Consider the following 24,241-nt stretch of genomic DNA (forward strand, 5'->3'; position numbering starts at 1 on the left):
AGGATCAACAGGACCAACAGAACCAACAGGAGAACATCGCATGCTTGAAGCACAAGTCGTTGAAGCGGATCTGGAATCAGCTGGACTTATCGCGGACGTCGTTGCCGACGAACAGACCTTTGTCGATCTGCGCCGCCAGATTCACGCACATCCGGAAACAGGCTTCGACGTCGTCAACACCGCGGAACTGGTCGCCGGTTTGCTGAAGACGTGGGGCTATGACGTGCATACCGGCATCGGCGGCACGGGCGTGGTCGGCCAACTGAAACTGGGTAACGGTACGCGCAAAATCGGCATTCGTGCAGACATGGACGCCTTGCCGATTCACGAACAAACGCATCTGCCGTACGCCAGCCGGATTCCGGGCAAGATGCACGCCTGTGGCCACGACGGCCACACTGCGATCCTGCTCGCCGCCGCCAAGCATCTGGCGACGAGCCGCGGCTTCGACGGCACGCTCAACCTGATCTTTCAGCCTGACGAAGAAAACCTGTGCGGCGCGCGCCGCATGATCGAAGAGGGCCTGTTCGAGCGTTTTCCTTGCGACGCGGTCTACGCGCTGCACAACGGCCCGGGCATTCCGGTCGGCCAGTTCGTCGTGAAGACGGGTGGCGTGACGGCAGCCTCGGACGTCGCGACGGTCACGCTGACAGGCGTGGGCGGCCACGGTGCGATGCCGGACAGGGCACGCGATCCGATCGTCGCGGCCGGTTCGCTGATCATGGCCTTGCAGACCATCGTCTCGCGCAACCTGCCTGCGTCTGAAGTGGGGGTCGTGAGCATTGGCGGCATTCATGCGGGCGCGACCCACAACGTGATCCCCGACACCGTGAAGCTCCTGTTGAACATGCGCTCGACTCACCCCGAGATGCGCGAGCGGATCGAAAAACGCGTGCACGAAATCGTCACGCTGCAGGCGCAATGCTTCGGCGTGGAAGCCTCGATCGACTACAAACGGCTCGTGCCGGTGGTAGTCAATGCCGAGGCGCCGACCGCGCTAGCTCGTGATGTGCTCACCGATCTGGTCGGCGCCGCGAACGTTCTGACCGACACCAAAGGCATGATGGGCAGCGAAGACTTCGCATGGATGTCCGACGTGGTGCCGGGCTGCTACGTGATGATCGGTAACGGCGTGGGCGAGTGGGGCGGTTGCATGGTGCATAACCCCAAGTACGACTTCAACGACCGCATCATCAGTCTTGGCGCAAGCTACTGGGTCAAGCTCGTGGAAGCGTATCTCGGCTAACCCGCCTTCTGGGCTCGACAGCGGGCAGAGGGCACGTGCGCAGTCCTGCGTGATAAGCGCTGTTCAACTGCGCATGCGGATTTTTCAAGTCCGGATTGAAGGCTTGAATCGGCGACATCGGCTATATTGAGCGGCACTACCTGACTTCAATTCACGAGGAGAACGCCGTGCCCGCTGTCACAACGCTGCTTGCCTTCGCCCTGATCTCGCTCGGCATGGTGCTCACGCCCGGCCCGAACATGATTTACCTGATCTCGCGATCGCTCTGCCAGGGGCGGCGCGCCGGGCTCGTGTCGCTCGGCGGGGTTGCGCTCGGCTACGTGTTCTACATGTTCTGCGCGGCGTTCGGTATCACCGCGCTGCTGCTGACCGTGCCTTATGCGTATGACGCGTTGCGTTTCGGCGGCGCGCTGTATCTCCTGTATCTGGCGTGGCAAGCGGTCAAGCCGGGCGGGCGTTCACCGTTCCAGGTGCGCGACCTGCCGCACGACAGCGGCCGAAAACTCTTCACCATGGGCCTCGTCACGAACCTCGCGAATCCGAAGATCGCTGTGATGTATCTGTCGCTGCTGCCGCAGTTCATTTCGCCGGAGCACGGCAGCGTGCTCACGCAGTCGATCGCGTTGGGCTGCGTGCAGATCGTCATCGCCGTCACGATCAATGCGCTGATCGCGAGCACGGCGGGCTCGATCGCCGGGTTTCTCGCAGGGCGGCCGGTGTGGCTGCAGGTGCAACGCTGGCTGATGGGCACCGTGCTCGCCGGTCTGGCCGTGCGGATCGCACTCGATTCGCGCCGTTAAACCGGACATTGAAGACTCGCCTGAGTCTGCATCGTCGACGTCCTGCTTGCGTCCCGGTCGTCTTGGGCGTCCATCGCGGGCGGCCTGCGTGCATCATGCTCACAGCGTCTTGTACATGATGGTGGTCGAGTCAAGCTGCGCCTCCTGCGTGTCGCGGCAAAACCGCGGGATCACGCCGGCCGTCTGGTAGCCGAGTGCGGCATAGAGCGGCTCGGCCTTGTCGCCGGTGCGCGTGTCGAGCGTCAGCAGGCTGCGCTGCAACTGGTGCGCACGGTGTTCCAGTTCCGTCATCAGCGCTTTGGCAATGCCCTGGCGGCGAAACGCCGGGTGGACCAGCAGCTTGCGCACCTTGGCGCGATGACGCTGGTTCGGCATCGTGTCGTAATCCAGTTGCACAGTGCCGGCGATCGACTCGCCATGGCGAGCGACGAACAGCACAAGCACGCCCGCGCGCAGCGACGGCAGCACCTTGCCGCTCCAGAACGCCTCACTCTCCTCGACGCTGTACGGCAGCACAAATCCGACGCTCGCGCCGTTATGGACGCAGGCATGCAGGAGCGCGCCGAGTTCGGATAGATGGTGAACGAGGTCGTCGGCGGAAAAGCTCGTGATGGTGGTCGCGCTCATAGTGGCTCGAACTCAGACGATGAAGAGGAGGTAGCGGGCCGCGCTGTGCGCGGGCGTGACGAACGCGCTGGCGCCGAATAACTGATAGCGCAGACAGTCGCCGGGTTGCAGATCGTGGCCTTGGCCGTCGACGGTGATCTGCAGTTGCCCTTCGAGCAGGATCAGATGATGTTCGAGGCCGGCCCGCGGCGACGCGTCGTAAGTGATGCGCACGCCGGCATCGAGTTCGCACTCCAGCGCCTCGCCGCTCAGCGCCTGGGCCGGTGGCGACACGGAGCGGCGCCGGAAGCCAACGCTCGCGTCGGTCCAGACCGCCTGCGCCTCGCGTGGCACCAGCGGTGCGAAGTCTTCTTCGACCATGTGCATGAGGCGCGACATCGGCAAGCCGTAGGCGACGCAGAGCTTGCCCAGCACGCTCGCCGTGGGGCTCACGGCGGCGTTTTCGAGGCGCGACAGGGTGGCGCGGCTGACGTTGCTGAGCTTCGCGAGATCGTCGAGCGACCAGTTTCGCTCGGCGCGCAGCCCTCGCAGACGCTGGGCGATGCGGCGGTCGATGGTGTTGTCGTCGGGGTGTGTCTTTTCCATATTCGGGAAATTATCTCGAATATGGAAAATCGTCAACGAAACAAAAACGTGCCGGGAAGGATGCGGACGCGCTCGGGACGCACCTCGCCATTGCGGAGATTCGTACACCGCGAGCTGCCGGGGCGTTTATCATAGTGCCCACAAACTAAAACCTGCCGCCTGGCTGTGCAACGGTAAGGCACACCCTCCACGAGACCCGGCGGCGCATGCCGCGACATCCTCTTTATGAACTCCACTCCCGACGCTGTTTCCCGTCCCTCCATCCGCGCGTTGACCTTGCTTGAAGGGCGCGTACTCGGCGTGCTCGTCGAAAAGCAGCACACCGTACCGGACAGTTATCCGCTTTCGCTGAACGCGCTGACCTTGGGCTGCAATCAGAAGACCGGCCGCGCGCCCGTGATGAATGCGACCGAAGCTGAGGTGCTGACCGCCGTCGACGGATTGAAGCGCCTGAGTCTGGTAATGGAAGGCAGCAGCAGCCGCGTGCCGCGCTTTGAGCACAACATGAATCGGGTGCTGGGGTTGCCGAGTCAGTCGGCGGCCTTGCTGACCACGTTGCTGCTGCGCGGTCCGCAGACCGCGGCCGAGTTACGTTTGAATAGTGCGCGCCTGCATGGATTCGCCGACATCTCGTCGGTCGATGCGTTTCTCGACGAGTTGGCTGCCAACGATCCGCCGCGGGTGGTGAAGCTGGCCCGCACGCCGGGCGAGCGTGAAAATCGCTGGACGCATCTGCTATGCGGCGAAATCAGCGCGAGCGATCTTGCACAGCCGGGCGGGGAAGATGAGGTTGTGCCGCTGTCGGCGTTCGAGGCGGTCAAAGCTGAACAGAAGCGGCTTGCCGATGAGGTGAGCCGGCTTCAGGTGGTGGTGCGGCGCATGGCGGCCGAGTTGGGGATTGAAGTCGGCGAGCTGGGCACGGGGGATTGAAACACGATGGACTTTTCGCGCGCGGCGAGCGCGTGAAAAGCCAGAAATTAAAACTTGTAGTTCACCGAAGCGAGCGTATTGAGCTCGAATCTTTTTTCCGTGATCGGACTATTCGCCGCGTCGTGCTCCAGTCGCCCGAACGTAGCGGAAACTGATCCGTTCCAGTGTTTGGAAAAATCGTAAGTCACCATGGCGTTCATATGGATGTCCCGCACGCCGGCACTGGTGCTATACGTGGGCAATCCTGACGCAGCGCTCTGCTGCCCGGACACGCCGAAGAACGTCTGGGTATAAGTCGAATTCGCCCAGGTAAATCCTGGGCCCACCGAGAACAACCAGCCGCCAACTGGCGCGGAAGCGACGAAATCCGTCATGACCGTGGTCCCCTGGTGATGCCCGGCGACATCCTGGTACAACGCCACTGATCCCGTAAACGCCCACCACGTGTAATCAGCGAAGAGTTTCAGCTTCGGTCCGCCGTACACATTGCCAAGTCCATGCAGCCGCGGGTCGTCGGACTCCTTGCGGGTCTGGAAATCGAAGGTGAAAGCCGCGCCCACGTGATAGGCAGGACCGCGCAGCACGTTGACGCCGAGCACGTCGGGGCCCTGCGAGAAAATCCGGTCGTCGTAAGAGATATCCAGCGCAGGGAACGGGAATACGGTCAACTGTCGCGACCCCGGGTACTTGGGCGTGATCACCACGCCAGGGCCCACGCCGATTTTCCATTTGCTGTCGGTGGCCGCGCCCGTGCTCGCGTCAGACGTTGTGCTGGGACTCGCATCGTCCGCGTGCGCAGTCCGCGCTGTGCAAAGACCCAGCGCGGCGGCGACCAGCAGCGACATGCGAGCGGATTTGCCGAACCTGAATGGGGTCCGCAGCGACATGTCCATGGGTTTGCCGAACCGGAGCGTGGCAGGCGCCGTCATGCGCGCTCCTTGCCAAGCGCGGCGAGTTGCCTGAGGCGTCGTGCCAAAGCTTTCGAGACGACCTGTTGCTTGCCGCCGTCGTCGCGGCTATGAGCGGCTTCGCTCTCGCGCAAAAAAAGCGCGGTTTCGCGCGCGACGATTTCGCGCTCGTTGTCCGACGTAATCATGTGATACGAATCATCCAGCCAGATTGTGCGTAAAAAGGCCGCGCCGATATTCGCGGCGACAAAGCGGGCATTGCGAGGGCTCGACGTCTCATCGTCGATCGCATGGACAATCAGGCAATCGGTTTTGATGTCGCGCACCTGCGTGCGCAGGCTCGCGGCGAGCCGGCTCGCCTGGTGCAACGCCGGCAATGAGATCGTCGACGGCCCGACTTCGCTGAAGTCGCTGCGCTGCATCGCGCGGGCGATCTTCGCTCTGAGCGCTTCGTTGCGCAGGCCGAACGGCGCTTCCTCGCGGTAGCGCCAGCGTTTGCGCATCGGCGTGAAGTACGCCCAGTTGAGCAGGAAGCGATACCAGGGGATCGCCCAGCCGTCGTATGAGAGCGTCAGCGACAACAACACGAGCGACTGCGCGCCTGGCCGGCGATGCGCCAGCGCCAGCGCTAACGCCGCACCGATCGACAGCCCGCAGATCGAGACGCGTGCAAAGCGCTCGGCTAAAGCGTCGTACTCGCGCACGGCGGCTTCGAGCCATCGTTCCATTGCCGTTTCTTCAGAACCTGCGCTGTAGCCAGGCAAGACCGGCGCGCAGGTGGTGAAGCCCTCGGCGTTCAGATAGCGCGCGAGAAAACGTAATTCGAGCGGCGAGCTCGACAGGCCGTGCAACATCAGCACGGCATGATCGTCGCCGGGTAAGAAGAGACTTGTCGGTTGACTCACGGATCAGGCTCCGATCCGCAGCACGAGGAACTCCCCGGCATGGGTGGTGAACCGCTCGCACACGCACTCGGTGAGCTTCGACGGTCCATCGCCGCTTTTCAGGCGCACGCGATGGTTGCCGGGCCACAGGGCTTTGCTGACCCGCTGGATGTCATCGGGATCGACATCGGCAAAGCGCGGGCCGGGCGCAATTTCGTTGGGCAGACGCGGCAGCACGCCTTGCGGCTTGACGTCGTCCGCCGGGTGCAGCGCGTTGCGCTCGAGCGCCTGAATAAAAACGAAGGTCTTGTGATGATGCGACAGATGGCGCAGCAGCCGGTGTGTTTCGTCGACGGCGCGGCGCGCGAGCATGCGCTCGTTGTCGTGACGCAGCAGCATTTCATAGCGCGATTGCGCAACCGAGGCGATCAGTTCCGCGCGAAACTGCGCGCGGCGCAGGCGTTCGATCAGCATGATGACGAGCAGCGTCACCAACGGATATGAGATGAGCAGCGCGACGTCACCGCGGTCGAATACGGCGATGGTTGCGTAGGGCGGGACGAACAGATAGTCGGCGATACCCAGGCCAAACACCATGACCGTGAGCGCCGGCGCGAGCCCGCAAAAATATTCGACCAGCGCCGCCGCGATACAGAACGCGGTGCCCGGCATGATCGGTCCGAGAAACGGATGGAGCAACATGCGCACTCCGCTGGCGATCGCCAATGCGGCGGCTGCGCCCAGCCAGACGCGTGTTCCCCGAGGTGCCCAACGACGGGCGTTTTGTACTTCCATGATGTTTTTTTAGGGAGCGATTGCGCTTCCCGATTGAGTGTGGCAATGCGCTTTAAAGCGCAGGTCGGACAATACCATAGTCGGGCAGAAGCACAGGCCCGGAAAAACGTAAATGCCGGCAGGCCGGGTGGGGATATCGTGTTTCGAATGTCTGACGGAAAAACATGCCGGGGAATAGCGGCATTCTCACCACCGGCCATTGTGCGGGCCGCAAGCTTAAGTGACGCTTAAATGGCTGTAACAGTGGCCTGTACTGGCCCTTCAGGCCGCCGACTCTGAGCTGTGGTCCAACCCTGATAGCGAAACTGCATGCGCAAATGGCACGCCGCCAGGTTTCTCGCTTATACACATGTGGCCGTGTTGCTTCAATTCCAGTTAATCCAATTTACAAATGACACAGAACATTTACGACGACCCCGCATTTTTCGACAATTACAGCTAATTGGGCCGTTCGAAACAGGGTCTCGCCGGCGCCGCCGAATGGCCGGCGTTGCGCGCGTGGTAGCAGATCAGGTATCGCGGCTTCGTCGCGGGTCGTCAGAGAGGGTTCGCTGCGTGCGATAGAAGACGCGCGGCGGCACGTTCGGTGAGTCTTCGGCGAGCCGGTCGAGTTCGTCGCGGATCGCGGTGAGATAGTGGCCGTCGCGAGCATCGGCGTCACCTGCGAAGATCGCTTCCAGGCGGCGCCGCACAGCGCCATAGCGTGCGCCCGCCGCGCGATGTTTTTCCGCGCGCTCCGCGTATCTGAGGAAAGTTTGCAGCGCGGCGGAGACCACAACGGCGACGCTCACGAGCCCCACGAAGATCTTGAGCGCCAGCGAGACGGCGCTCAAACTCAACGATGCAAACGCCGCAGTACCCACGAAGGCAGTTAATGCGGTGACCAGCCAGCCGACGCTGCGGTCTCGCGCCGATAGCAGGTCAGCCATGTCGTAATGGCTCATCTGGGATTCACGCGCGCGCCGGATCCACTTCAGCAGAAGCTGGTCTTCGTCGACCGGGGGCTCGTAAGCAGTCAGGTTCTTCATGTCGCTCGTCAGGGCTGTCCAGTATCGCAAGCGTCGCGCGTGCGCCTGGCGATACTGTGCCACACGAGGGCTAGGAACCGGACACGCCAAACCTTTCGTTATGCGCCTTCCCGTTCAGATAGAAGTCGCCGATAGCGGCTTCGCGGATGATCGCCGGATTGTGCGACGCCAGTACGCGTGCATTGCGCCAGTAGCGATCGAAGCGGCGCGTCTCGCTGGTTGCCGATGCGCCGCCGACTTCGAACAGCAGGGTGGCCGCCTGCAGCGTTTGTTCGATCACGATCTGCTGCGCCTGGAACGTCTGGATGTCCAGGCGGACATAGGTTTGCTCGTCGGTACGGCCTTCTTGCCGCGCGACCGACACTTCATCGATCGCGTTGGCTAGCGAAGCGCTGATGCTCTGTGTCGAGTAAGCAAGGCTCGCGAGCCGCCCGACTACACGATGCACCAACGGATTGTCACGCGGGCTCGATTCGCCCGGAATGCCGAAGGTCCGCGTTTTAGCTTGCGTGAACGCCACAGCGTCGCGCAGCGCCGCGCGGCTGATGCCGGCCAGGTTCGCGACATGCAGTGCCTGATAGTAGGCGGTGAGCAGGCTGTTACGGCGTGGTTCGGTGGCGTCATAGCGTCGGTAAAGGTTCTCGTGCGAGACCGGCACATGCTCGAAACGCGCCGTCCCGCTGCCGGTGAGACGCTGCCCGAAGCCATCCCAATCGTCGATCCGGGCGAGGCCGGGTGCGTCGCTTTTGACGAGCACGCGCACATTGCTTTGCCCATCGTGGGCGGTGACGTCGACCCAGTCCGCGTAGAGCGTGCCGGTGGTGTAGTACTTCTCGCCGTCGAGATGCCATGTGCCGTCGGTTTGCGTGAGGCGCACGCTGTTGCTGGTGACACTGGTGCGTTCGGACACGGCGCCGCCGATGATCTCGCCTTGTGCGATCCGTGTGAGCCAGCGGTCGCGCAGCGGCTCGTCGCCGTTTTCCAGCAGCGATTCGATGAAGCCGCCGTGTACGCGCAGGATTTGCGGCAGATTTGAGTCTGCTTCGCCGAGACGTGTGACTAAGGCAAAGAACGCTTTCAGCGTGATGCCTTCGCCGCCGTAGTGCCTGGGCACGCGTAGTTTCGTGTAGCCGGCTTCGCGTAGCCATTCCACGGGAGCGTAGGGTAGGTCCCGCTTCTGTTCGCGGTCTACGGCGCCTTCGGCGATGCGGGCGAATATGGGTGCGAAACGGTGGGTTAGGTCGTCTTCAGCGAATAGTTCTGCTGCGGCTGCGATTCTGTGGTTTGGGGTTTGGGGCGGTTGTGATGATGGCATGAGTTCTCCATAGCTGGGCGCTGGGCCTAGGGTGAGAACGGTACGGGAGTGGGTGGGGGGCTAGCAACCAAGTATTTGGTTGATTCTTAGAAGGGGGAGTGAAATGGGGGTTTTGCCTGCTCGGCGCTTTGTTTGTCTCTGTGCCTGTGGTGTTGGCCTTTCCTTGATCTGGATTCTTTGGCCTTTCCTTGATTTGTTAGTGGTCTATTAGCGTTGCCCCTGTGCGGGGGGCACCTACTTCTCTTTGCTGCTGCAAAGAGAAGTAGGCAAGAGAAAGCAGCTCAAACCGCTAATTCTTAAGCGGGTCCCCCGCGCAGTCGCGGTAGTGGTGCATCTGGAATCCGTGCCCTCGCGCATTCGGCGTGAGTGACAAGGCAGTCATACTTCCGGCGGCGCTGCGCGCGCCGACGCCTCGTTCATAAACTCGCGCGATGCGTTTTTGACCTATCCGCTATCCGGTGTCGTGGTTGACGTTTTGTTTTGGTCGGGCATCATCGCTATTGCAGTTTCAGTTCCGTTGCTGACCGTAATTCGATCCCGGGATCGTTGTCTGCGGTTCGAAAACCTGTCATTGCCTTTATTCAAAATTGAACTCAAGGAACAACACGTGCCCGATAACCTGGATCAAGTCGCCACGAGTTCTTCTCAAGAACCCACGGTCGCGCTCGCGGTGGTCGGCGCGCATCTGCGCGGGCAACCGCTGAACTGGCAACTGCAGGAGGCCGGCGCGCGTTTTGTCGAAGCGACATTTACGGCGCCCTGTTATCGGCTTTACGCGCTCGCCAATACGCAGCCGCCGAAGCCTGGACTGGTTCGCGTGATCAGCAAGCCAGGTGCGCCGATCGCTGTCGAAGTCTGGGAGGTGCCGTTGCGCACCTTCGGCAAATTCGTCATGGACGTACCGGCACCGCTGGGCATCGGCACGCTGCTACTCGCGAGTGGGCTCGCTGTGAAAGGCTTCATCTGCGAGCCTTCCGCGGTCAGCGACGACAGTGGCGCGACGGAGATTACCTCGTTCGGCGGATGGCTCGCCTATCTCGACAGCCTGAAGGCAAACGGGCATTGATCCTTCATCGGAGCGGCTGGACTCCGTCGCCTTACTCGTAAGAAAACGCCCCGCCGAACTTGTCCATCCGCTCCAGCGCCATCCCCGAACCCCGCACCACGCAGGTCAGCGGCGCTTCGGCAACGAACACCGGCAGGCCGGTTTCTTCGGCGAGCAGGCGGTCCAGATCGCGCAGCAATGCGCCACCGCCCGCAAGCATGATGCCGCGCTCGGCGATGTCGGCGCCCAGTTCCGGCGGCGTCTGTTCCAGCGCGATCTTCACCGCCGAGACGATCTGGTTCAGCGGATCGGTCAGCGCTTCGAGAATCTCGTTGCTGGAAACCGTGAAGCTGCGCGGAATGCCTTCGGACATATTGCGGCCCTTGACCTCCATCTCCTTGACTTCAGAACCCGGAAACGCGGAGCCAATTTCCTTCTTGATGGCCTCGGCGGTCTGTTCGCCAATCAACATCCCGCAGTTGCGGCGAATGTAGTTGACGATCGCATCATCGAACTTGTCGCCGCCCACACGCACCGAGCCCTTATAGACAACGCCACCAAGCGAGATCACCCCCACTTCGGTCGTGCCGCCGCCGATGTCGACCACCATCGAACCGGTCGCCTCGGATACGGGCAAACCGGCGCCGGTGGCCGCGGCCATCGGCTCTTCGATCAGATAGACCTGCGAGGCGCCCGCGCTATGCGCGGCTTCCTTGATTGCCCGGCGCTCGACCTGAGTCGAGCCGCACGGCACGCAGATGATGATGCGCGGCGACGGCGCGAACATCCGCGACTCGTGCGCCATCTGGATGAAGCGCTTGATCATCTGCTGGGTAATGTTGAAGTCGGCGATCACGCCGTCCTTCATTGGGCGGATCGCCTCGATATTGCCCGGCACCTTGCCGAGCATCTGTTTCGCTTCCTTGCCGACGGCCAGAATGATCTTCTTGCCGTTCGGGCCGCCTTCCTGACGAATCGAGACCACCGAGGGTTCGTCCAGCACGATCCCCTTGCCACGCATGTAAATAAGGGTGTTCGACGTGCCGAGGTCGATTGCCAGGTCGTTGGAAAAATAGCCGCGCAGAAAACCAAACATGCAAATTCCTGTCTCGCTGATGCCGGGCGCGTGAACGCGCCGCATGGAAATGCCGCCCGGGGGCGGCAGGCGACCAGGTCGTGGTCGGGAGAGGGGGAAGAATAACAGCTTCGGGCGGTGGGCTAGTTTGGCGAGCGCGGCCGCAACGAGTTGTCGATCTGCCATTTGATGCGGCCGCAATTGTTTTTGACGCGCGCCTCGTAGTCAGTTGGGGCACTCAGGCGCAACGAGCGCATCTGGATCGCGTCGCTATCCCCACGCCGCCAACCCGCTTGCCAGCGAGTGTCGAACTGGCTGGCTTCGGTAAGCACCTTCGTGAGCTTCGCCTTGTACTGCGCCACGTCCGCCGGCGTCCATCCGCAGAACGCCTGGACAAAGTGCGCCCGCTCGCCGGCGGCCTCCGCATTGGCGTTCGCGCCGTCCTCGCTGGCTGAAGCGGGCCGGGGCAGTGCCACCGACAGAAGCAATAGTGTGAGCGTCAGCGCGAATCGGACGTTATAGCAACAGCGGTTTTTATACACGATTGCCTCCTCGTTGGCGTTCCCGGGCGCCGCAACGAATAACGAACGTGCTGCGGCAGCGCGTGCGGCTGCCTATATTACCGTGTATGGGCCAGCTTTCGTCGAGGTCGCGTTGCCCTGGCCGTCCCTTGAATGCGCAGTGCATCCGCCCGATTCGATCCGAACCGGCCACACCGCGACAGGAGACACGCCGACCTGGCGCATGTCTCCTGCACGCGGCTAGCGTGATCCAAGGCGCAACATGGCGCACAACTCAAGGCGCATTGGTCAGCGCCGGGTCGAGATAGGCATTCACGTTCTGCGATTGCTTGTAGACCGCGTTGCGCACGTTGAACTTGTCCGCGTTCACGCTCGAACCGTACACCGAGTCAAGCCCGTCACCCTTGACGAAGGCCTTCCTGGCCGCCGCCGCGTCGAGCAGGTGCGTGCCTTTCAGCAAGGGCAGATACTGGGCCGGCGTCAGTCCGACGCGCCCGGACATGATCTTCACGGCATCCGGTTGCGTTTTCGGATCGTTGATGTAGGCCACGCAGCGATACCAGACCTTGATCACCTTGGCCCAGTCGGCCTTGCGCGACTGCAGGCTGACCGGATTGACCGTGATCGCGTCGTAGATCAGGCCCGGTGCGTCGGCCGAGGTGAAGATCGGACGCGAGCCCGGTACGCGCTTGAGTGCTTCGCCCGCGTTCGGTTGCCATGCGCCGACCGCGGCGACGTCGTTGGACGACGCCAGCACTTGTGGCAACTCATTCGTCTTCGCGTTGACGAGCGTGATGTCCGATTCCTTGAGCGCATGCTTCTCGAGCGCCGTGTCCAGCAGCAGGTGATCGACGAGACCCATTTCGACACCGACTTTTTTGCCCTTGAGTCCATCGACCGTGCGAACGGGCGGTTTGGCCACGATCATGTCGTTGCCGCTCGAGTAATCGGTCAGGAGGATCATCACGTTTTTTGCGCCGCTTGCGCCGGTGACCAGCGCATCGCCATTGGTTGCGCCGACCGCGTCGAGCTTGCCGGCGGAGAACGCATCGAGCGAGGCCGAGTAGTCGAACCACTGAAAATTGACATCCACGCCGGCCTCCTTGAACCAACCTTTGTCGATGGCAATCTGGAACGCGACGAAGCCGGGCCAATCGCTATAACCGATGGCGAGGGGGGCAGCCGCTTGCGCGGGTGCCGCGCCGAAACCGGCGAAGCCGATCGCAAGCGTGGCGACAGCGCCGGCGATCGCGCCACGCACGCGGCGCGACGAGGCAAGGCTGCTCAGTGAGGTCAGGGACATACGGGCGGATTCGAAGCGTTTCATCGTTTTCTCCAGGAGACCGGTCAATTGCGATTGTTGAGTTGGATCGCGCGGCGACTGCGCGATAAAACAACATGGCCGGTTCCCGCGAGAATCCGAATGGTGCGGACACTGCGCGAAAACTGCGGGAGACAAACGCCGGCCACGGAGAGGCACGATAGGCATTGCTATCGCCAATCTCCCGGGCTTTTGTCCCGCCGTGTAGTGCAACAGTCGTTCGCTCCCGGATCAAGCCCGAGCCGAACGAACCGGTGCACCGGGCTGCTCTCGGACCAGACGTTCTTGCGAACCGGAACCCTAGCATCCCTAAGATGCGACGCTGCCGCACCTCTCGGCAATCAATCTAGCGAGAAATATGCCAGCGCGGGCCAGGCGATGCCTCGAGGCGCAGTCATGCGAATGTTTCAGCGCAAACATGAGCCCACAGTTCATTCGAGCGCGGCAAAACGCTGATGCACGTAGGCGAGAAACTGCTCGAGACGCTCCTCGATCGATGCCGCGAGACTGACTCGCTTGATGCGGCGATCCGCTTCGGAACTCGTCTCCAGCAGCCAGCCGGCGTCGATTAGCGCCTGCACGTAGCGGACCGCGGTGCGGCGGCTCACGCCAGGCATGAAATCGTAGAGCGCCGTCTTGGCGAAATCATTTTCCGCGTCCACCCACATCCGGCAAAACAGATCGCTGTAGTTGAGGTCGTTCAGCCCCAGGTCGCCGAAATGCGACGACCACTGCCAGTCCATGTCGAGAATGGCGCGCGCGACGGCTTGCCCCTTGTGACGCGCAAGTTTCTTCTTCATCGATTCACCATGAGGAGGAGGGGTGCACAGTTTAAGTGCTAATCGTGCAGGAAATCGGGCGCGCCAAAATTATGCACAGCGACGCAAAGCGTTTTTTTGGCGAGCAAATTTCGTGTGTACTATTGCATGCAATTTTGCATGCAATAGGAGAGGCGATGAAATTCGAACTGTTCAAGACATTCTGGGGATTCGACGGCGGTCCGCATGATGCCGCACCGCTAGTGCGCGCCGCCGGTTTCGACGGGATCGAAGCGCCAGTCCCGCCGGGTGGGGCTGAGCGCGAAGCTTTCGCGCAGGCAATCGCCGACGAACGTCTCGAGTTCATCGCGGAGATCACGACGGCGGGCAGTTATGTGCCGGAACGGTCTGCCACGCCGGCGGAGCATCTGCGCGATCTCGAGGAAAAGATCGTGTGGGGCAAGCCGCTCAAACCACGCTTTTTCAATGTGATGGCAGGCTGCGACGCGTGGCCGGCGGCTACACAGGTGGATTTCTTCGCGCGCGCGGTGGAAGTTGCTGCGAAGCACGAGGTGACCTGCAGCTTCGAGACGCATCGGGGCCGCTCGTTCTACAACCCATGGATTACCCGCGATGTCGCGCGTGCGGTGCCGGAACTCAAGCTGACATGCGACTTCAGCCATTGGGTGTCGGTGTGCGAGCGTCTGCTCGACGGCGACGGTGGTGAATGGGACACGATTCTTGAGCTTGCGCCGCATGCGCATCATCTGCACGGGCGTGTAGGGTATCCGCAAGGTCCGCAGGTGCCGCATCCCGCTGCGCCCGAGTACGCAGACTGCCTTGCTTCGCATCAGCGAATCTGGGAAGCACTGTGGAGCGCACAGATCGACAAGGGCTACACGACCACGACCATGACGCCCGAGTTCGGCCCCGATGGCTATCTGCACACGTTGCCTTTCACCAATGCGCCGGTGGCGGATCTGTGGGCGATCAACACGTGGATGGGACGCGAGGAGCGACGCCATCTCGCAGCGTTTCTTGCCGGACGCGAGGCGCGTGGCGGCCTGCGAACCGAACAGCAAACGCATTCACCGACTCGATCATCCATCGCACCGCTGCACGCATAGGCAAACCTCATGAGCCAAACCCACACCCGTTTCGACCGACTGCCCGTCGTCGACGTCAGCGGTCTCTTTAGCGATGACCCGGACCGGCGTCTCACAACCGCACGCGAACTCGACCGTGCCGCGCGTGACGCGGGCTTTTTCTACGTCACCGGCCATCAGGTCTCGCGCGCGCAGCAAGCTGCGCTAATAGAACAGGCAAAGCAGTTCTTCGCCGCGCCCGACGACTGGAAGATGCGCTATTACATCGGTCAATCGATCGCGCATCGCGGCTATGTGCCGGAAGGCGAAGAGGTTTTCGCGGGCGGCAAGCGCGACAGGAAGGAAGGGTTCGACACAGGCCGGGAACTGCCGCCCGACGACCCTGACGTCAAAGCCGGCACGCCGATGCTCGGGCCGAATATATGGCCTGAGCAGCCGGGTTTTCGCGAAGCGGTCAGCGGGTATTACGACGCGGCGTTCGCACTCGGCCGCGCGTTGTTCCGCGGTTTCTCGCTCGCACTCGGTTTGCCGGAAACGCATTTCGACGAGTACTTGCAGAAGCCCCCGAGCCAGCTGCGCCTCCTCCACTATCCTCTCGACCCGTCCGCGGAGGACCGGCCGGGCATCGGTGCGCATACCGACTACGAGTGCTTCACGATTCTGCTGCCAACAGCCCCCGGCCTTGAAGTGATGAACGGCGAGGGCGAATGGATCGATGCGCCGCCGCTCGACAACGCGTTCGTCGTGAACATCGGCGACATGCTGGAGGTGTGGACCGGCGGTACCTACGTGGCGACTTCACATCGTGTGCGCAAGGTGAGGGAAGAGCGTTACTCGTTTCCGCTCTTCTTCGCCTGCGACTATCGCACGGTAGTCGAGCCGCTGCCGCAGTTCGCGACACCCGAGGCGGTGGCGAAATACCCGCCGGTATCGGCAGGCGACCATCTGTTCGCCCAGACGGCGCAGAGCTTTACCTATTTGAAGCAGCGTCTTGAACGCGGTGAGCTGGCATTGCCTGACGGGTCGAAGGGTTTGGCGAGCTTTGGGCAACAAGCGCGTTTTACGAGCGGTGCCGCTGCTTCTGCAGTTCGATGAAACGTACCGACATCAGCGTGTAGAGCGTGCGGCGAAGCGTGGCGAGCGTGAGCATGGTCGGATGAGTGAGGTGATGAACGTGGCGCCATGGCACGCACACACCGTGCCATCGTAAAGAGCCCCTACGCCGCGTGAGACATGTGAGCGCGCAGCCCAATCGTGGTGCTTCGCGCATTCATCTGGTGCCTGATCGCCCTCAACCGTGGTGCGTGTGCCATCAACGCAACCAAGCTGCGGGCCCGCTAATTGTGCCGCCAACAGCATTCAATCCCTTGCCACTCTGCGCTTGCGGCCCCGGCAACATAATCCTGGCACGCAACTCGCTTAGCTATGCAGCGAGAGGTGCGAAGTAATTTGCATCATCTTCAGGATCGCTAGGGTTCCGGTCGTACCGCTTTAAAGGCTTTTAGTTGGCTTTGAAGCGTGCACACGATGTCTGGTCCGAGAGCAATCCGGTCTTGCCGTTCACCTTCTTTCAAGGCGCCGGCGAGGCTCCACGGAGGGATAAAAGCCCGGGAGGTCGCGATGTCGGTCAATCGCCCTCTCATGCTTTTTCCCAACCGATACCAGGAGCCTCCATGTCGACGCAAAATCCTGTCGATCTCGCACCGATCCCGCACGTGTTGTGGGAATCCGTGATTCCCGCCGGCACGCACTGGTCCGGCGTGCTGCGCCGTGGCGTTGCGCTGCGCATCGTCGATCCCGAGGGCGGCGCCAATCTGGCCGCCGTGTTCTACCGGCACGACGAGCCGCTCGAACGCTACAACATGGCCGATACGTTGAAGGCGCAGCACACCGCGCATCTGACGCGCGGCCACGTGCTCTATTCGGATATGGGCCGTGTACTCGCCTCGATCACGGCCGACACGCTCGGCTGGCACGATCCGCTGGGCGGTCTCGGCGATGCCGAACTGTTCGCGAGCAAGTACGGCGAAGCCCGCTATCAGCAACATCGCAATACGATGGTGCGCAACGGCCGCGACAGCCTGCTGCTCGAACTGGCCAAGCACGGTCTGGGCACGCGCGATCTCGTCGCCAACATCAACTTTTTCAGCAAGCTCGCCATCAGTGAAGACGGCTCGCTCAATTTCGTCACGGGGCATTCGAAAGCCGGCGCGGCGTTCGATCTGCGTTTCGAAATGGACACGCTCGCCGCGTTTTCGAGCGCACCGCATCCACTGAACCCTTCCTCCGAATACGAACCGCGGCCCGTCAAGCTGATTGCGTACCGCGCGTATGCCGCCGACGCCGCCGTACCGGCCGACGATCCCTGCCGCTCCGCCTGTCCCGAGAATGAGCGCGGCTTCGTCAACACCGATCGTCTGTTCGTTTAAGGAGACCCGCGATGCCCATCATCGAAAGCAAGCTCGACATCCGTCACGCGGTCTATGACCTCACGCTGCCGTCCGGCGAGCCATGGCTGCATGAAGTCAAGCGCGGCCAGGTGTTCCGCATTCTCGATCTGGAAGGTAATCAGGCCGTCGACACACTGTTCTATAACAGCGCCGATCCGCTCGAACGCTACAGTGCGCAGGACACGATTCGCGCGCAACGCAACCTCTATCTGTCCGCCGGCAGCGTGCTGATGTCGAACCTCGGCAAGCCGATGGTGACCCTCGTCGCGGACACCTGCGGGCGTCACGACACCCTCGGCGGCGCGTGCGCGGCCGAGAGCAACACGGTTCGCTACGCGCTCGACAAACGCCATATGCACAGTTGCCGCGACAGCTTCCTGCATGCGATTACGCATTGCACGTGCGGCGTGGGCACGCAGCTCACCAAGCGCGACATCGTCAGCAATATCAACTTCTTCATGAATGTACCGGTGACGCCGCTCGGCAAACTGAGCTTCGAAGACGGCATCTCGGCGCCGGGCAAATACGTCGAGATGCGCGCCGAGATGGACGTGACGGTATTGATCTCGAACTGTCCGCAGCTGAACAACCCGTGCAACGGCTACAACCCGACGCCCGTGCGCCTGACCATCTGGGACGCCCAATGACATTCGACAAAGTCCTGATTGCCAATCGCGGCGAAATTGCCTGCCGCGTGATTCGCACGCTCAAGCGCCTCGGCATTGCGTCGGTGGCGGTCTATTCGGAAGCGGATCGCCACGCCATGCATGTGATGCTTGCTGACGAAGCGGTCTGCATCGGCCCGGCGGTGGCGGCCGCCAGCTATCTGAATAGCGCCGCGATTCTCGAGGCGGCGCGCGCAACCGGCGCGAATGCCGTGCATCCCGGTTACGGTTTTCTCTCGGAAAATGCCGCGTTCGCGCAGGCATGCGAAGACGCGGGCATCCGCTTCATCGGTCCGCGCCCCGCGCAGATGCTTGAATTCGGCCTGAAGCACACGGCACGCGAGATCGCGAAGGCGAACGACGTGGCGTTGCTGCCGGGCACCGACTTGCTGCCTGACGTGACTACCGCGTTAAGCGAGGCCGGGTCGATCGGCTATCCCGTGATGCTGAAAAGCACCGCGGGCGGGGGCGGCATCGGCATGTCGCTGTGCCGCGATGCGGCGCAACTGGAGAGCGTGTTTGCATCGGTCGCGCGGCTAGGCGAGGCCAACTTCGCGAACGCGGGTGTCTATATCGAGAAGTTTGTCGAGAATGCGCGCCACATTGAAGTGCAGATTTTCGGCGACGGCCACGGTGACGTGATCGCGCTCGGCGAACGCGATTGCTCGGTGCAACGACGCCATCAGAAGGTGATCGAGGAGACACCCGCGCCAGGTTTGACACAGGCGGAACGCGCGGCACTCCACGCGAGCGCCGTGCGCCTCGCGCAGGCCGTGAAGTACGAATCCGCCGGCACGGTCGAGTTCGTATTCGACGCCGACACACGACGCTTCTATTTCCTCGAAGTGAACACGCGGTTGCAGGTCGAGCATTGCGTCACGGAGGAGGTGACGGGTGTCGATCTGGTCGAGTGGATGGTTCGCCAGGCAGAGGGCGAGCTTGCGCCGCTCGACACGCTTGTTCCTACGCCCAGCGGAGCGAGCATCCAGGTCCGGTTGTATGCGGAGGATCCGCACAAGCAGTTTCAGCCGAGCGCGGGCGTGCTGACCCACGTCGCTTTCGCCGCCGATGCGCGGGTCGACACATGGGTCGATGCCGGTACCGAAGTCAGCGCGTTCTATGATCCGCTGCTCGCGAAGATCATCGTCAAAGGCGCAACACGCGACGCTGCGCTGGCCGCCATGCGTGCCGCGCTGGCGCAAACACAGCTCTACGGCATTGAGACGAACCTCGACTATCTGCGCGCCATCGCCGGTTCGGCGACCTTCGCGCGCGGCGAGCAGACCACCGGCTTCCTCTCACGCTTCATGTTCGCGCCGCACACCATCGACGTGCTCGACGGCGGCGTGCAGACTACCGTGCAGCAAACGCCGGGACGGGTCGGTTACTGGGACATCGGCGTGCCGCCGTCCGGTCCGATGGATGATCTGTCGTTCCGGCTCGCCAACGAACTGCTCGGCAATCCGGCCGACGCGGCGGGACTCGAATGCGCAATGGTCGGCGCGACCCTGCGCTTTAACACCGCGACGCTGTTCGTGCTGGGCGGCGCGCCGCTCGCCGCGACCCTCGACGGAGCGCCGGTCACGCTGTGGCAGGTCACGCGCGCACCAGCGGGTTCGGTGCTCAAGCTCGGTGGTGTGACCGGCGCCGGTATGCGCGCCTGTCTCGCGCTCAAGGGCGGCTTGCAGGTGCCGGACTATCTCGGCAGCAAAGCAACCTTTACGCTGGGCCAGTTCGGCGGCCATGCCGGGCGCGCCTTGCGCAAGGGCGACGTGCTGCATCTCGCCGCCGACGCGGGCCGTGGCGACGTGGGCGCGCAACTCGATCCAACCCGCGTGCCGGCGCTGACCCACGACTGGACCCTCGGTGTGCTCGACGGTCCGCACGGTGCGCCGGACTTCTTCACGCCCGATGACATCGCGATGCTGTACGGCACGCGCTGGACGGTTCACTACAACTCCAGCCGCACAGGGGTCCGGCTGATCGGTCCGAAGCCGCAGTGGGCGCGCACGGACGGCGGCGAGGCGGGGCTGCATCCGTCGAATATTCACGACAATGCGTATGCCGTCGGCGCGGTCGATTTCACCGGCGACATGCCGGTGATTCTCGGCCCGGACGGTCCGAGCCTCGGCGGTTTCGTCTGTCCGGTGACGGTGGTGGGCGGCGAGTTGTGGAAGCTCGGCCAACTGCGGCCGGGGGATACGGTGCGGTTCGAATCGGTGCGCGCGGAACAGTCGCTGACGGCATCGGCGCCATCTGCTGTACCTACAACAACCCCGACCCCCAGCGCGCACGATTGCATTCTCTACAGCGATCCATCCGCAGGCGAGGGTACAGGCGTGGTCTACCGCCGCTCCGGCGATCAGAACGTGCTGGTTGAATACGGCCCGCTCATGCTGGACCTGAACCTGCGCTTTCGCGTGCATGCGCTAATGAACTGGCTCGATGCACACCGATTGCCCGGCATTGTCGATCTCACGCCGGGTATCCGCTCACTGCAAGTGCATTTCGACCACCGGGCGCTGTCGCACGACACCTTGCTCGCGCATCTTCAGCAGGCCGAACGCGAATTGCCCGCCGTCAACGATATGCGCGTACCCAACCGCATCGTGCATCTGCCGCTGTCATGGGACGACCCGTCGACGCGGATCGCGATTGAACGCTACATGCAATCGGTGCGTCCCGATGCACCGTGGTGCCCGAGCAATATCGAGTTTATTCGCCGCATCAACGGTCTGGAAAGCATCGACGACGTGAAGCGCATCGTGTTCGACGCGCGATACCTGGTGATGGGGCTCGGCGACGTCTATCTCGGCGCGCCGGTGGCCACCCCGCTCGATCCGCGTCACCGGCTCGTCACGACCAAATACAACCCCGCGCGCACATGGACGCCGGAGAACGCGGTGGGGATCGGCGGTGCCTACCTCTGCGTGTATGGCATGGAAGGGCCCGGCGGCTATCAGTTTGTCGGCCGCACCGTACAGATGTGGAACCGCTATCGCACCACGCGCGAGTTCGAAGCCGGCAAGCCGTGGCTGCTGCGGTTCTTCGACGAGATCCGCTTCTACGAAGTCAGCGAGGCCGAGCTTGCGGCGTTGCGCGCCGATTTCATCTCGGGCCGCGCGAGTCTGAAGATCGAGGAGTCGGTCTTTGACCTCGGTGCGTACAACCGTTTTCTGAAGGACGAAGCCGAATCGATCTCCGCCTTCAAGCACTCGCAACAGGCGGCATTCGACGAAGAGCGCGAGCGCTGGAATGCCGCCGGGCACGCCGAGTATGTCGGCGAGCCGGTCAGCGACGTAGATTCGGCAACCGGCAGCGGAACGGGCGACGCGCTTGCGGCGGGTCAGCAAAGCATTGTCGCCGACGTATCGGGCAGTGTCTGGAAACTGCTCGTCAGCGAGGGAGAGCATGTGAGCGAAGGGCAGGTGGTGGCGATTGTCGAATCGATGAAGATGGAAGTATCCGTTGCCGTCACGGAAGACGGTGTGATCGAAACGATCGATTGTGCGGCCGGCGCGGCGGTCGTCGCGGGTCAGCGATTGATGGTGCTGCGTGCCGGCGTTGCAGCCGACGCCACAGAGGAGGCTACGTGCAAATGAAACAACACGACGATCTGTTCGAATCGATGTCGATTGCAACGTTGCAGTCGCGTTACCGCGATGGCAGCCTCACGCCGGCGCAACTGGTTGACGCGATTGCCGCACGCACCTCGGGGGACGACCCGCATCACGCGTGGATCCGGCCATTGAGCCGCGACGAGATGATGCGCTACGCCGATGCACTCGATGGCCGGCAAGGCGTGGATACGGACGCGCTGCCGCTCTACGGTATTCCGTTCGCGATCAAGGACAACATCGATCTGGCTGGGATCCCAACGACTGCTGCGTGCCCCGCGTACGCCTACACCCCTGACAAAAGCGCGGCGGTCGTGCAGCGTCTGATTGCGGCCGGTGCCATTCCGATCGGCAAGACCAACCTCGATCAGTTCGCAACCGGCTTGTCCGGGCAGCGTTCGCCGCTCGGCGCATGCCGTAACGCCCTCGACCCGCGTTACGCGTCGGGGGGCTCCAGTTCCGGCTCGGCGGTGTCGGTCGCGCTCGGCCTCGCGGCGTTTGCGCTGGGCACCGACACGGCCGGCTCAGGACGTGTGCCGGCCGCGTTTCACGGCCTGCTCGGACTGAAGCCGACCAAGGGCGTACTGAGCACGCTCGGCGTGGTGCCGGCCTGCAAGTCGCTCGACTGCGTGTCGATCTTCGCGCGCTCGGCGAACGACGCGCAACGCGTGTTCGAGGTGGCGCACGGCGTTGCGGAAGACGATCCGTACGCGCGAGCGTTTCAGGCGCCCGAGCAGCCGCGGCCACGCGCACCGACGCCTGCGGCGCGAGCCTCGGCGCCTCGAGCGTCGCAACCGTCGTTGCACGGCGTGCGCTTCGGCGTGCCGCGCGCGGACCAGCTCGAATTTTTCGGCGACAGCTCGTACGCCCAGGCCTTCGACGCGGTCCTGACACGCCTGCGTGAAGCCGACGCCGAGCTGGTCGAGATCGACTTCGAACCGTTCCTTGCCACCGCGCGGTTGCTCTACGAGGGGCCGTGGGTAGCCGAACGGCTCGCCGCGATCCGCGAGTTCGTCGACACGCAGCCGGATGCGCTGCATCCGGTGATCCGCGAGATCATCGGCGGCGCGGCACGCTGGAGCGCAGCGGATGCCTTCGCCGCCTTCGACCGCCTTGCCGTTCTCCGCATGCAGGCCGGCTGGGTATGGCAGCAGATCGACGTGATGGTCACACCGACCTCGGCCACGACCGCCACGGTCGACGAACTCGAGGCAGATCCGATCCGCGTCAACTCGCGCTTCGGCTACTACACGAACTTCGTCAATCTGCTCGACCTGTCCGCACTCGCCGTGCCGGCAGGGGTCTGCGCGAGCGGCGTGCATGCCGGGTTGCCATTTGGCGTGACTTTCGTCGGGCGCGCGCATCAGGACCTCATGCTGCTCGATCTGGCGCGCGCATGGCTCGGTGAAACGGCATGCGGGCAGGGCCGGTCGCACGCGGCTTCATCGTCCGTAGGGGGCGCACGGACGATGAGCAAGCCATGCGACACCGGCACGACCGAACTCTGCCTCGGAGAATCCCATGACCGTGATTAACAGAAGCGACTGGTTCGCGGTGCGTCGCGAACTCTCCGTACGCGGCAAATGGCTATTGGGCTTCGGCTCGTTTCTGTTGCCGCTCCTCGTATGGTGCATTGTCAGCTACGTCCCATTCGTCTGGCATCCGCAGGTGCTGATCGAGAGCCCGGGCAGTGTCGACTATTTCCAACCCGGCATGCGTGTCGACAAGGACGTGTTCGCCGACGAGCTGAGCCATGCGCGCGTGGGTCACACCGCCTTGCCGACGGGCGAGCCGGTCAACCCGGTGTACCTGCCTGCGCCCCACGAGGTGCTGCGCGCGTTCTACACCGCGTTCACGACGCCGCCCGCGTCGCGCGACGGCGCGTGGTTGCATCAAAGCCTGTGGCACAGCATCCAGGTGATCTTCTGGGGCTTTCTGTTGTCATCGGTGATCGGCGTGCCGATCGGCATCGTATGCGGTACCTACAGCGCGATCGCGCGGCTGCAGGAGCCGTTTTTCGAATTCTTCCGCTACTTGCCGGCACCCGCGTTCGGCGCGCTGATGGTGGCGATTCTCGGCATTTATGACGGTCCGAAAATCGCCATCATCGTGATCGGCACGCTGTTCCAGCAGGTGCTGATCGTGGCGAATACCACGCGCAAGCTGGAGTACGGCCTGTTCGAAGCGGCGATGACGCTCGGCACGAAGAAACTCAAGCTGCTCACGCATGTGGTGATTCCCGGCATCCTGCCCGACCTGTACCGCGACCAGCGCATCCTTCTCGGCTGGGCGTGGACCTATCTGATCGTGGCGGAACTGGTCGGCACCAGCTCCGGCATCACGTGGTACATCACGCAGCAGGCGCGCTATGAACATTTCGACAATGTCTACGCGGCGATCATGATGATTGGGATCATCGGACTCGGCACCGATCTCGTGCTGGCCTCTGTCGGCCGCAAGCTGTTTCCGTGGGACCGCACGCTCAAAGCGTAGCGGGATCGTTCGCAGCACGGCTCGTCGTCATACACGCCATACACGCCATACACGCACCACACTGCACCGCAT

General features: G+C 62.9%; 21 protein-coding genes, 1 pseudogene and 2 riboswitches. Of the genes and pseudogenes, 11 read left to right on the top strand and 11 right to left on the bottom strand.

The window, feature by feature from the left end; all coding sequences use genetic code 11:
- Positions 1-40: 40 nt before the first annotated feature.
- Positions 41-1,246 carry a M20 aminoacylase family protein gene (locus tag KHO31_RS27175; RefSeq protein WP_201138846.1) on the top strand — a complete coding sequence of 402 codons (1,206 nt, stop codon included), beginning with the start codon at positions 41-43 and terminating at the stop codon, positions 1,244-1,246.
- Positions 1,247-1,413: 167 nt separating this feature from the next.
- Positions 1,414-2,046, top strand: a complete 633-nt coding sequence (locus tag KHO31_RS27180; protein WP_201072921.1) for a LysE family translocator — start codon at positions 1,414-1,416, stop codon at positions 2,044-2,046.
- Between the two features lie 99 nt (positions 2,047-2,145).
- On the opposite strand, the gene KHO31_RS27185 is transcribed toward KHO31_RS27180, so the two are convergent.
- Both KHO31_RS27185 and KHO31_RS27190 read right to left on the bottom strand, forming a co-directional pair.
- Entirely contained in the window at positions 2,146-2,673 is a 528-nt protein-coding gene (locus KHO31_RS27185) for a GNAT family N-acetyltransferase (protein WP_201138845.1), read from the bottom strand.
- Positions 2,674-2,685: 12 nt separating this feature from the next.
- Positions 2,686-3,258, bottom strand: a complete 573-nt coding sequence (locus tag KHO31_RS27190) for a helix-turn-helix domain-containing protein (RefSeq protein ID WP_201072924.1) — start codon at positions 3,256-3,258, stop codon at positions 2,686-2,688.
- Between the two features lie 225 nt (positions 3,259-3,483).
- On the opposite strand from KHO31_RS27190, the gene KHO31_RS27195 reads away from it, so the two are divergent.
- Positions 3,484-4,188, top strand: a complete 705-nt coding sequence (locus KHO31_RS27195; RefSeq protein WP_201072926.1) for a YceH family protein — start codon at positions 3,484-3,486, stop codon at positions 4,186-4,188.
- A gap of 47 nt (positions 4,189-4,235) precedes the next feature.
- Here KHO31_RS27195 and KHO31_RS27200 read toward each other — a convergent pair whose 3' ends face one another.
- From KHO31_RS27200 to KHO31_RS27220, 5 genes are all read right to left on the bottom strand, one after another.
- Positions 4,236-5,033, bottom strand: coding sequence for a MipA/OmpV family protein (locus tag KHO31_RS27200; RefSeq protein ID WP_201073017.1), 798 nt, complete (start codon positions 5,031-5,033; stop codon positions 4,236-4,238).
- A gap of 80 nt (positions 5,034-5,113) precedes the next feature.
- On the bottom strand, positions 5,114-5,950 hold the full coding sequence (locus tag KHO31_RS27205) for an alpha/beta hydrolase (RefSeq protein WP_201073018.1): 837 nt from the start codon (positions 5,948-5,950) through the stop codon (positions 5,114-5,116).
- Positions 5,951-6,004: 54 nt separating this feature from the next.
- Positions 6,005-6,775, bottom strand: coding sequence for a DUF4118 domain-containing protein (locus tag KHO31_RS27210; protein ID WP_201072928.1), 771 nt, complete (start codon positions 6,773-6,775; stop codon positions 6,005-6,007).
- A gap of 509 nt (positions 6,776-7,284) precedes the next feature.
- Entirely contained in the window at positions 7,285-7,803 is a 519-nt protein-coding gene (locus KHO31_RS27215; RefSeq protein WP_211624530.1) for an SLATT domain-containing protein, read from the bottom strand.
- 70 nt (positions 7,804-7,873) lie between these two features.
- Complete coding sequence (locus tag KHO31_RS27220; protein WP_201138844.1) at positions 7,874-9,118, bottom strand: acyl-CoA dehydrogenase family protein; 1,245 nt, start codon at positions 9,116-9,118, stop codon at positions 7,874-7,876.
- 646 nt (positions 9,119-9,764) lie between these two features.
- On the opposite strand from KHO31_RS27220, the pseudogene KHO31_RS27225 reads away from it, so the two are divergent.
- Positions 9,765-10,184 (top strand): annotated as a pseudogene (locus KHO31_RS27225) (allophanate hydrolase-related protein); the annotation flags it as partial.
- A 31-nt stretch (positions 10,185-10,215) separates the two neighbouring features.
- Here the strand turns inward: KHO31_RS27225 and KHO31_RS27230 are convergent.
- The 4 genes from KHO31_RS27230 to KHO31_RS27245 form a co-directional block, all read right to left on the bottom strand.
- Positions 10,216-11,259, bottom strand: coding sequence for a rod shape-determining protein (locus tag KHO31_RS27230; protein ID WP_211624531.1), 1,044 nt, complete (start codon positions 11,257-11,259; stop codon positions 10,216-10,218).
- A 122-nt stretch (positions 11,260-11,381) separates the two neighbouring features.
- Positions 11,382-11,780: a hypothetical protein gene (locus tag KHO31_RS27235; protein ID WP_236061002.1), complete on the bottom strand. Its 399-nt coding sequence runs from the start codon at positions 11,778-11,780 to the stop codon at positions 11,382-11,384.
- A 253-nt stretch (positions 11,781-12,033) separates the two neighbouring features.
- Complete coding sequence (locus tag KHO31_RS27240; RefSeq protein ID WP_201072934.1) at positions 12,034-13,086, bottom strand: ABC transporter substrate-binding protein; 1,053 nt, start codon at positions 13,084-13,086, stop codon at positions 12,034-12,036.
- 173 nt (positions 13,087-13,259) lie between these two features.
- Positions 13,260-13,395: riboswitch (guanidine-I (ykkC/yxkD leader) on the bottom strand.
- Between the two features lie 116 nt (positions 13,396-13,511).
- Positions 13,512-13,880 carry a helix-turn-helix domain-containing protein gene (locus KHO31_RS27245; RefSeq protein ID WP_201138843.1) on the bottom strand — a complete coding sequence of 123 codons (369 nt, stop codon included), beginning with the start codon at positions 13,878-13,880 and terminating at the stop codon, positions 13,512-13,514.
- Positions 13,881-14,035: 155 nt separating this feature from the next.
- Here KHO31_RS27245 and KHO31_RS27250 point away from each other — a divergent pair, with 155 nt between their 5' ends.
- The 7 genes from KHO31_RS27250 to KHO31_RS27280 all read left to right on the top strand — a co-directional run bounded on the left by KHO31_RS27250 (position 14,036) and on the right by KHO31_RS27280 (position 24,169).
- Entirely contained in the window at positions 14,036-14,965 is a 930-nt protein-coding gene (locus KHO31_RS27250; RefSeq protein ID WP_201072938.1) for a sugar phosphate isomerase/epimerase family protein, read from the top strand.
- A gap of 9 nt (positions 14,966-14,974) precedes the next feature.
- Positions 14,975-16,039 (top strand): isopenicillin N synthase family dioxygenase, encoded by a 1,065-nt coding sequence (locus tag KHO31_RS27255; protein WP_201072940.1) that lies wholly within the window; start codon positions 14,975-14,977, stop codon positions 16,037-16,039.
- 363 nt (positions 16,040-16,402) lie between these two features.
- Positions 16,403-16,560: riboswitch (guanidine-I (ykkC/yxkD leader) on the top strand.
- Positions 16,561-16,617: 57 nt separating this feature from the next.
- Complete coding sequence (locus KHO31_RS27260) at positions 16,618-17,373, top strand: urea amidolyase associated protein UAAP1 (protein ID WP_201072943.1); 756 nt, start codon at positions 16,618-16,620, stop codon at positions 17,371-17,373.
- An 11-nt stretch (positions 17,374-17,384) separates the two neighbouring features.
- Entirely contained in the window at positions 17,385-18,041 is a 657-nt protein-coding gene (locus KHO31_RS27265) for an urea amidolyase associated protein UAAP2 (protein ID WP_201072945.1), read from the top strand.
- Entirely contained in the window at positions 18,038-21,661 is a 3,624-nt protein-coding gene (uca, locus tag KHO31_RS27270) for an urea carboxylase (RefSeq protein ID WP_201072947.1), read from the top strand. The genes KHO31_RS27265 and uca overlap by 4 nt, the downstream gene beginning before the upstream one ends.
- Entirely contained in the window at positions 21,658-23,211 is a 1,554-nt protein-coding gene (gene atzF, locus KHO31_RS27275) for an allophanate hydrolase (protein WP_201085063.1), read from the top strand. The genes uca and atzF overlap by 4 nt, the downstream gene beginning before the upstream one ends.
- The gene (locus tag KHO31_RS27280) at positions 23,198-24,169 is read left to right on the top strand and encodes an ABC transporter permease (protein ID WP_201072949.1); all 972 of its coding nucleotides are present in this window, start codon (positions 23,198-23,200) and stop codon (positions 24,167-24,169) included. The genes atzF and KHO31_RS27280 overlap by 14 nt, the downstream gene beginning before the upstream one ends.
- Positions 24,170-24,241 lie beyond the last annotated feature (72 nt).

The sequence above is a fragment of the Paraburkholderia domus genome, assembly GCF_905220705.1.
GTDB lineage: Bacteria > Pseudomonadota > Gammaproteobacteria > Burkholderiales > Burkholderiaceae > Paraburkholderia > Paraburkholderia domus.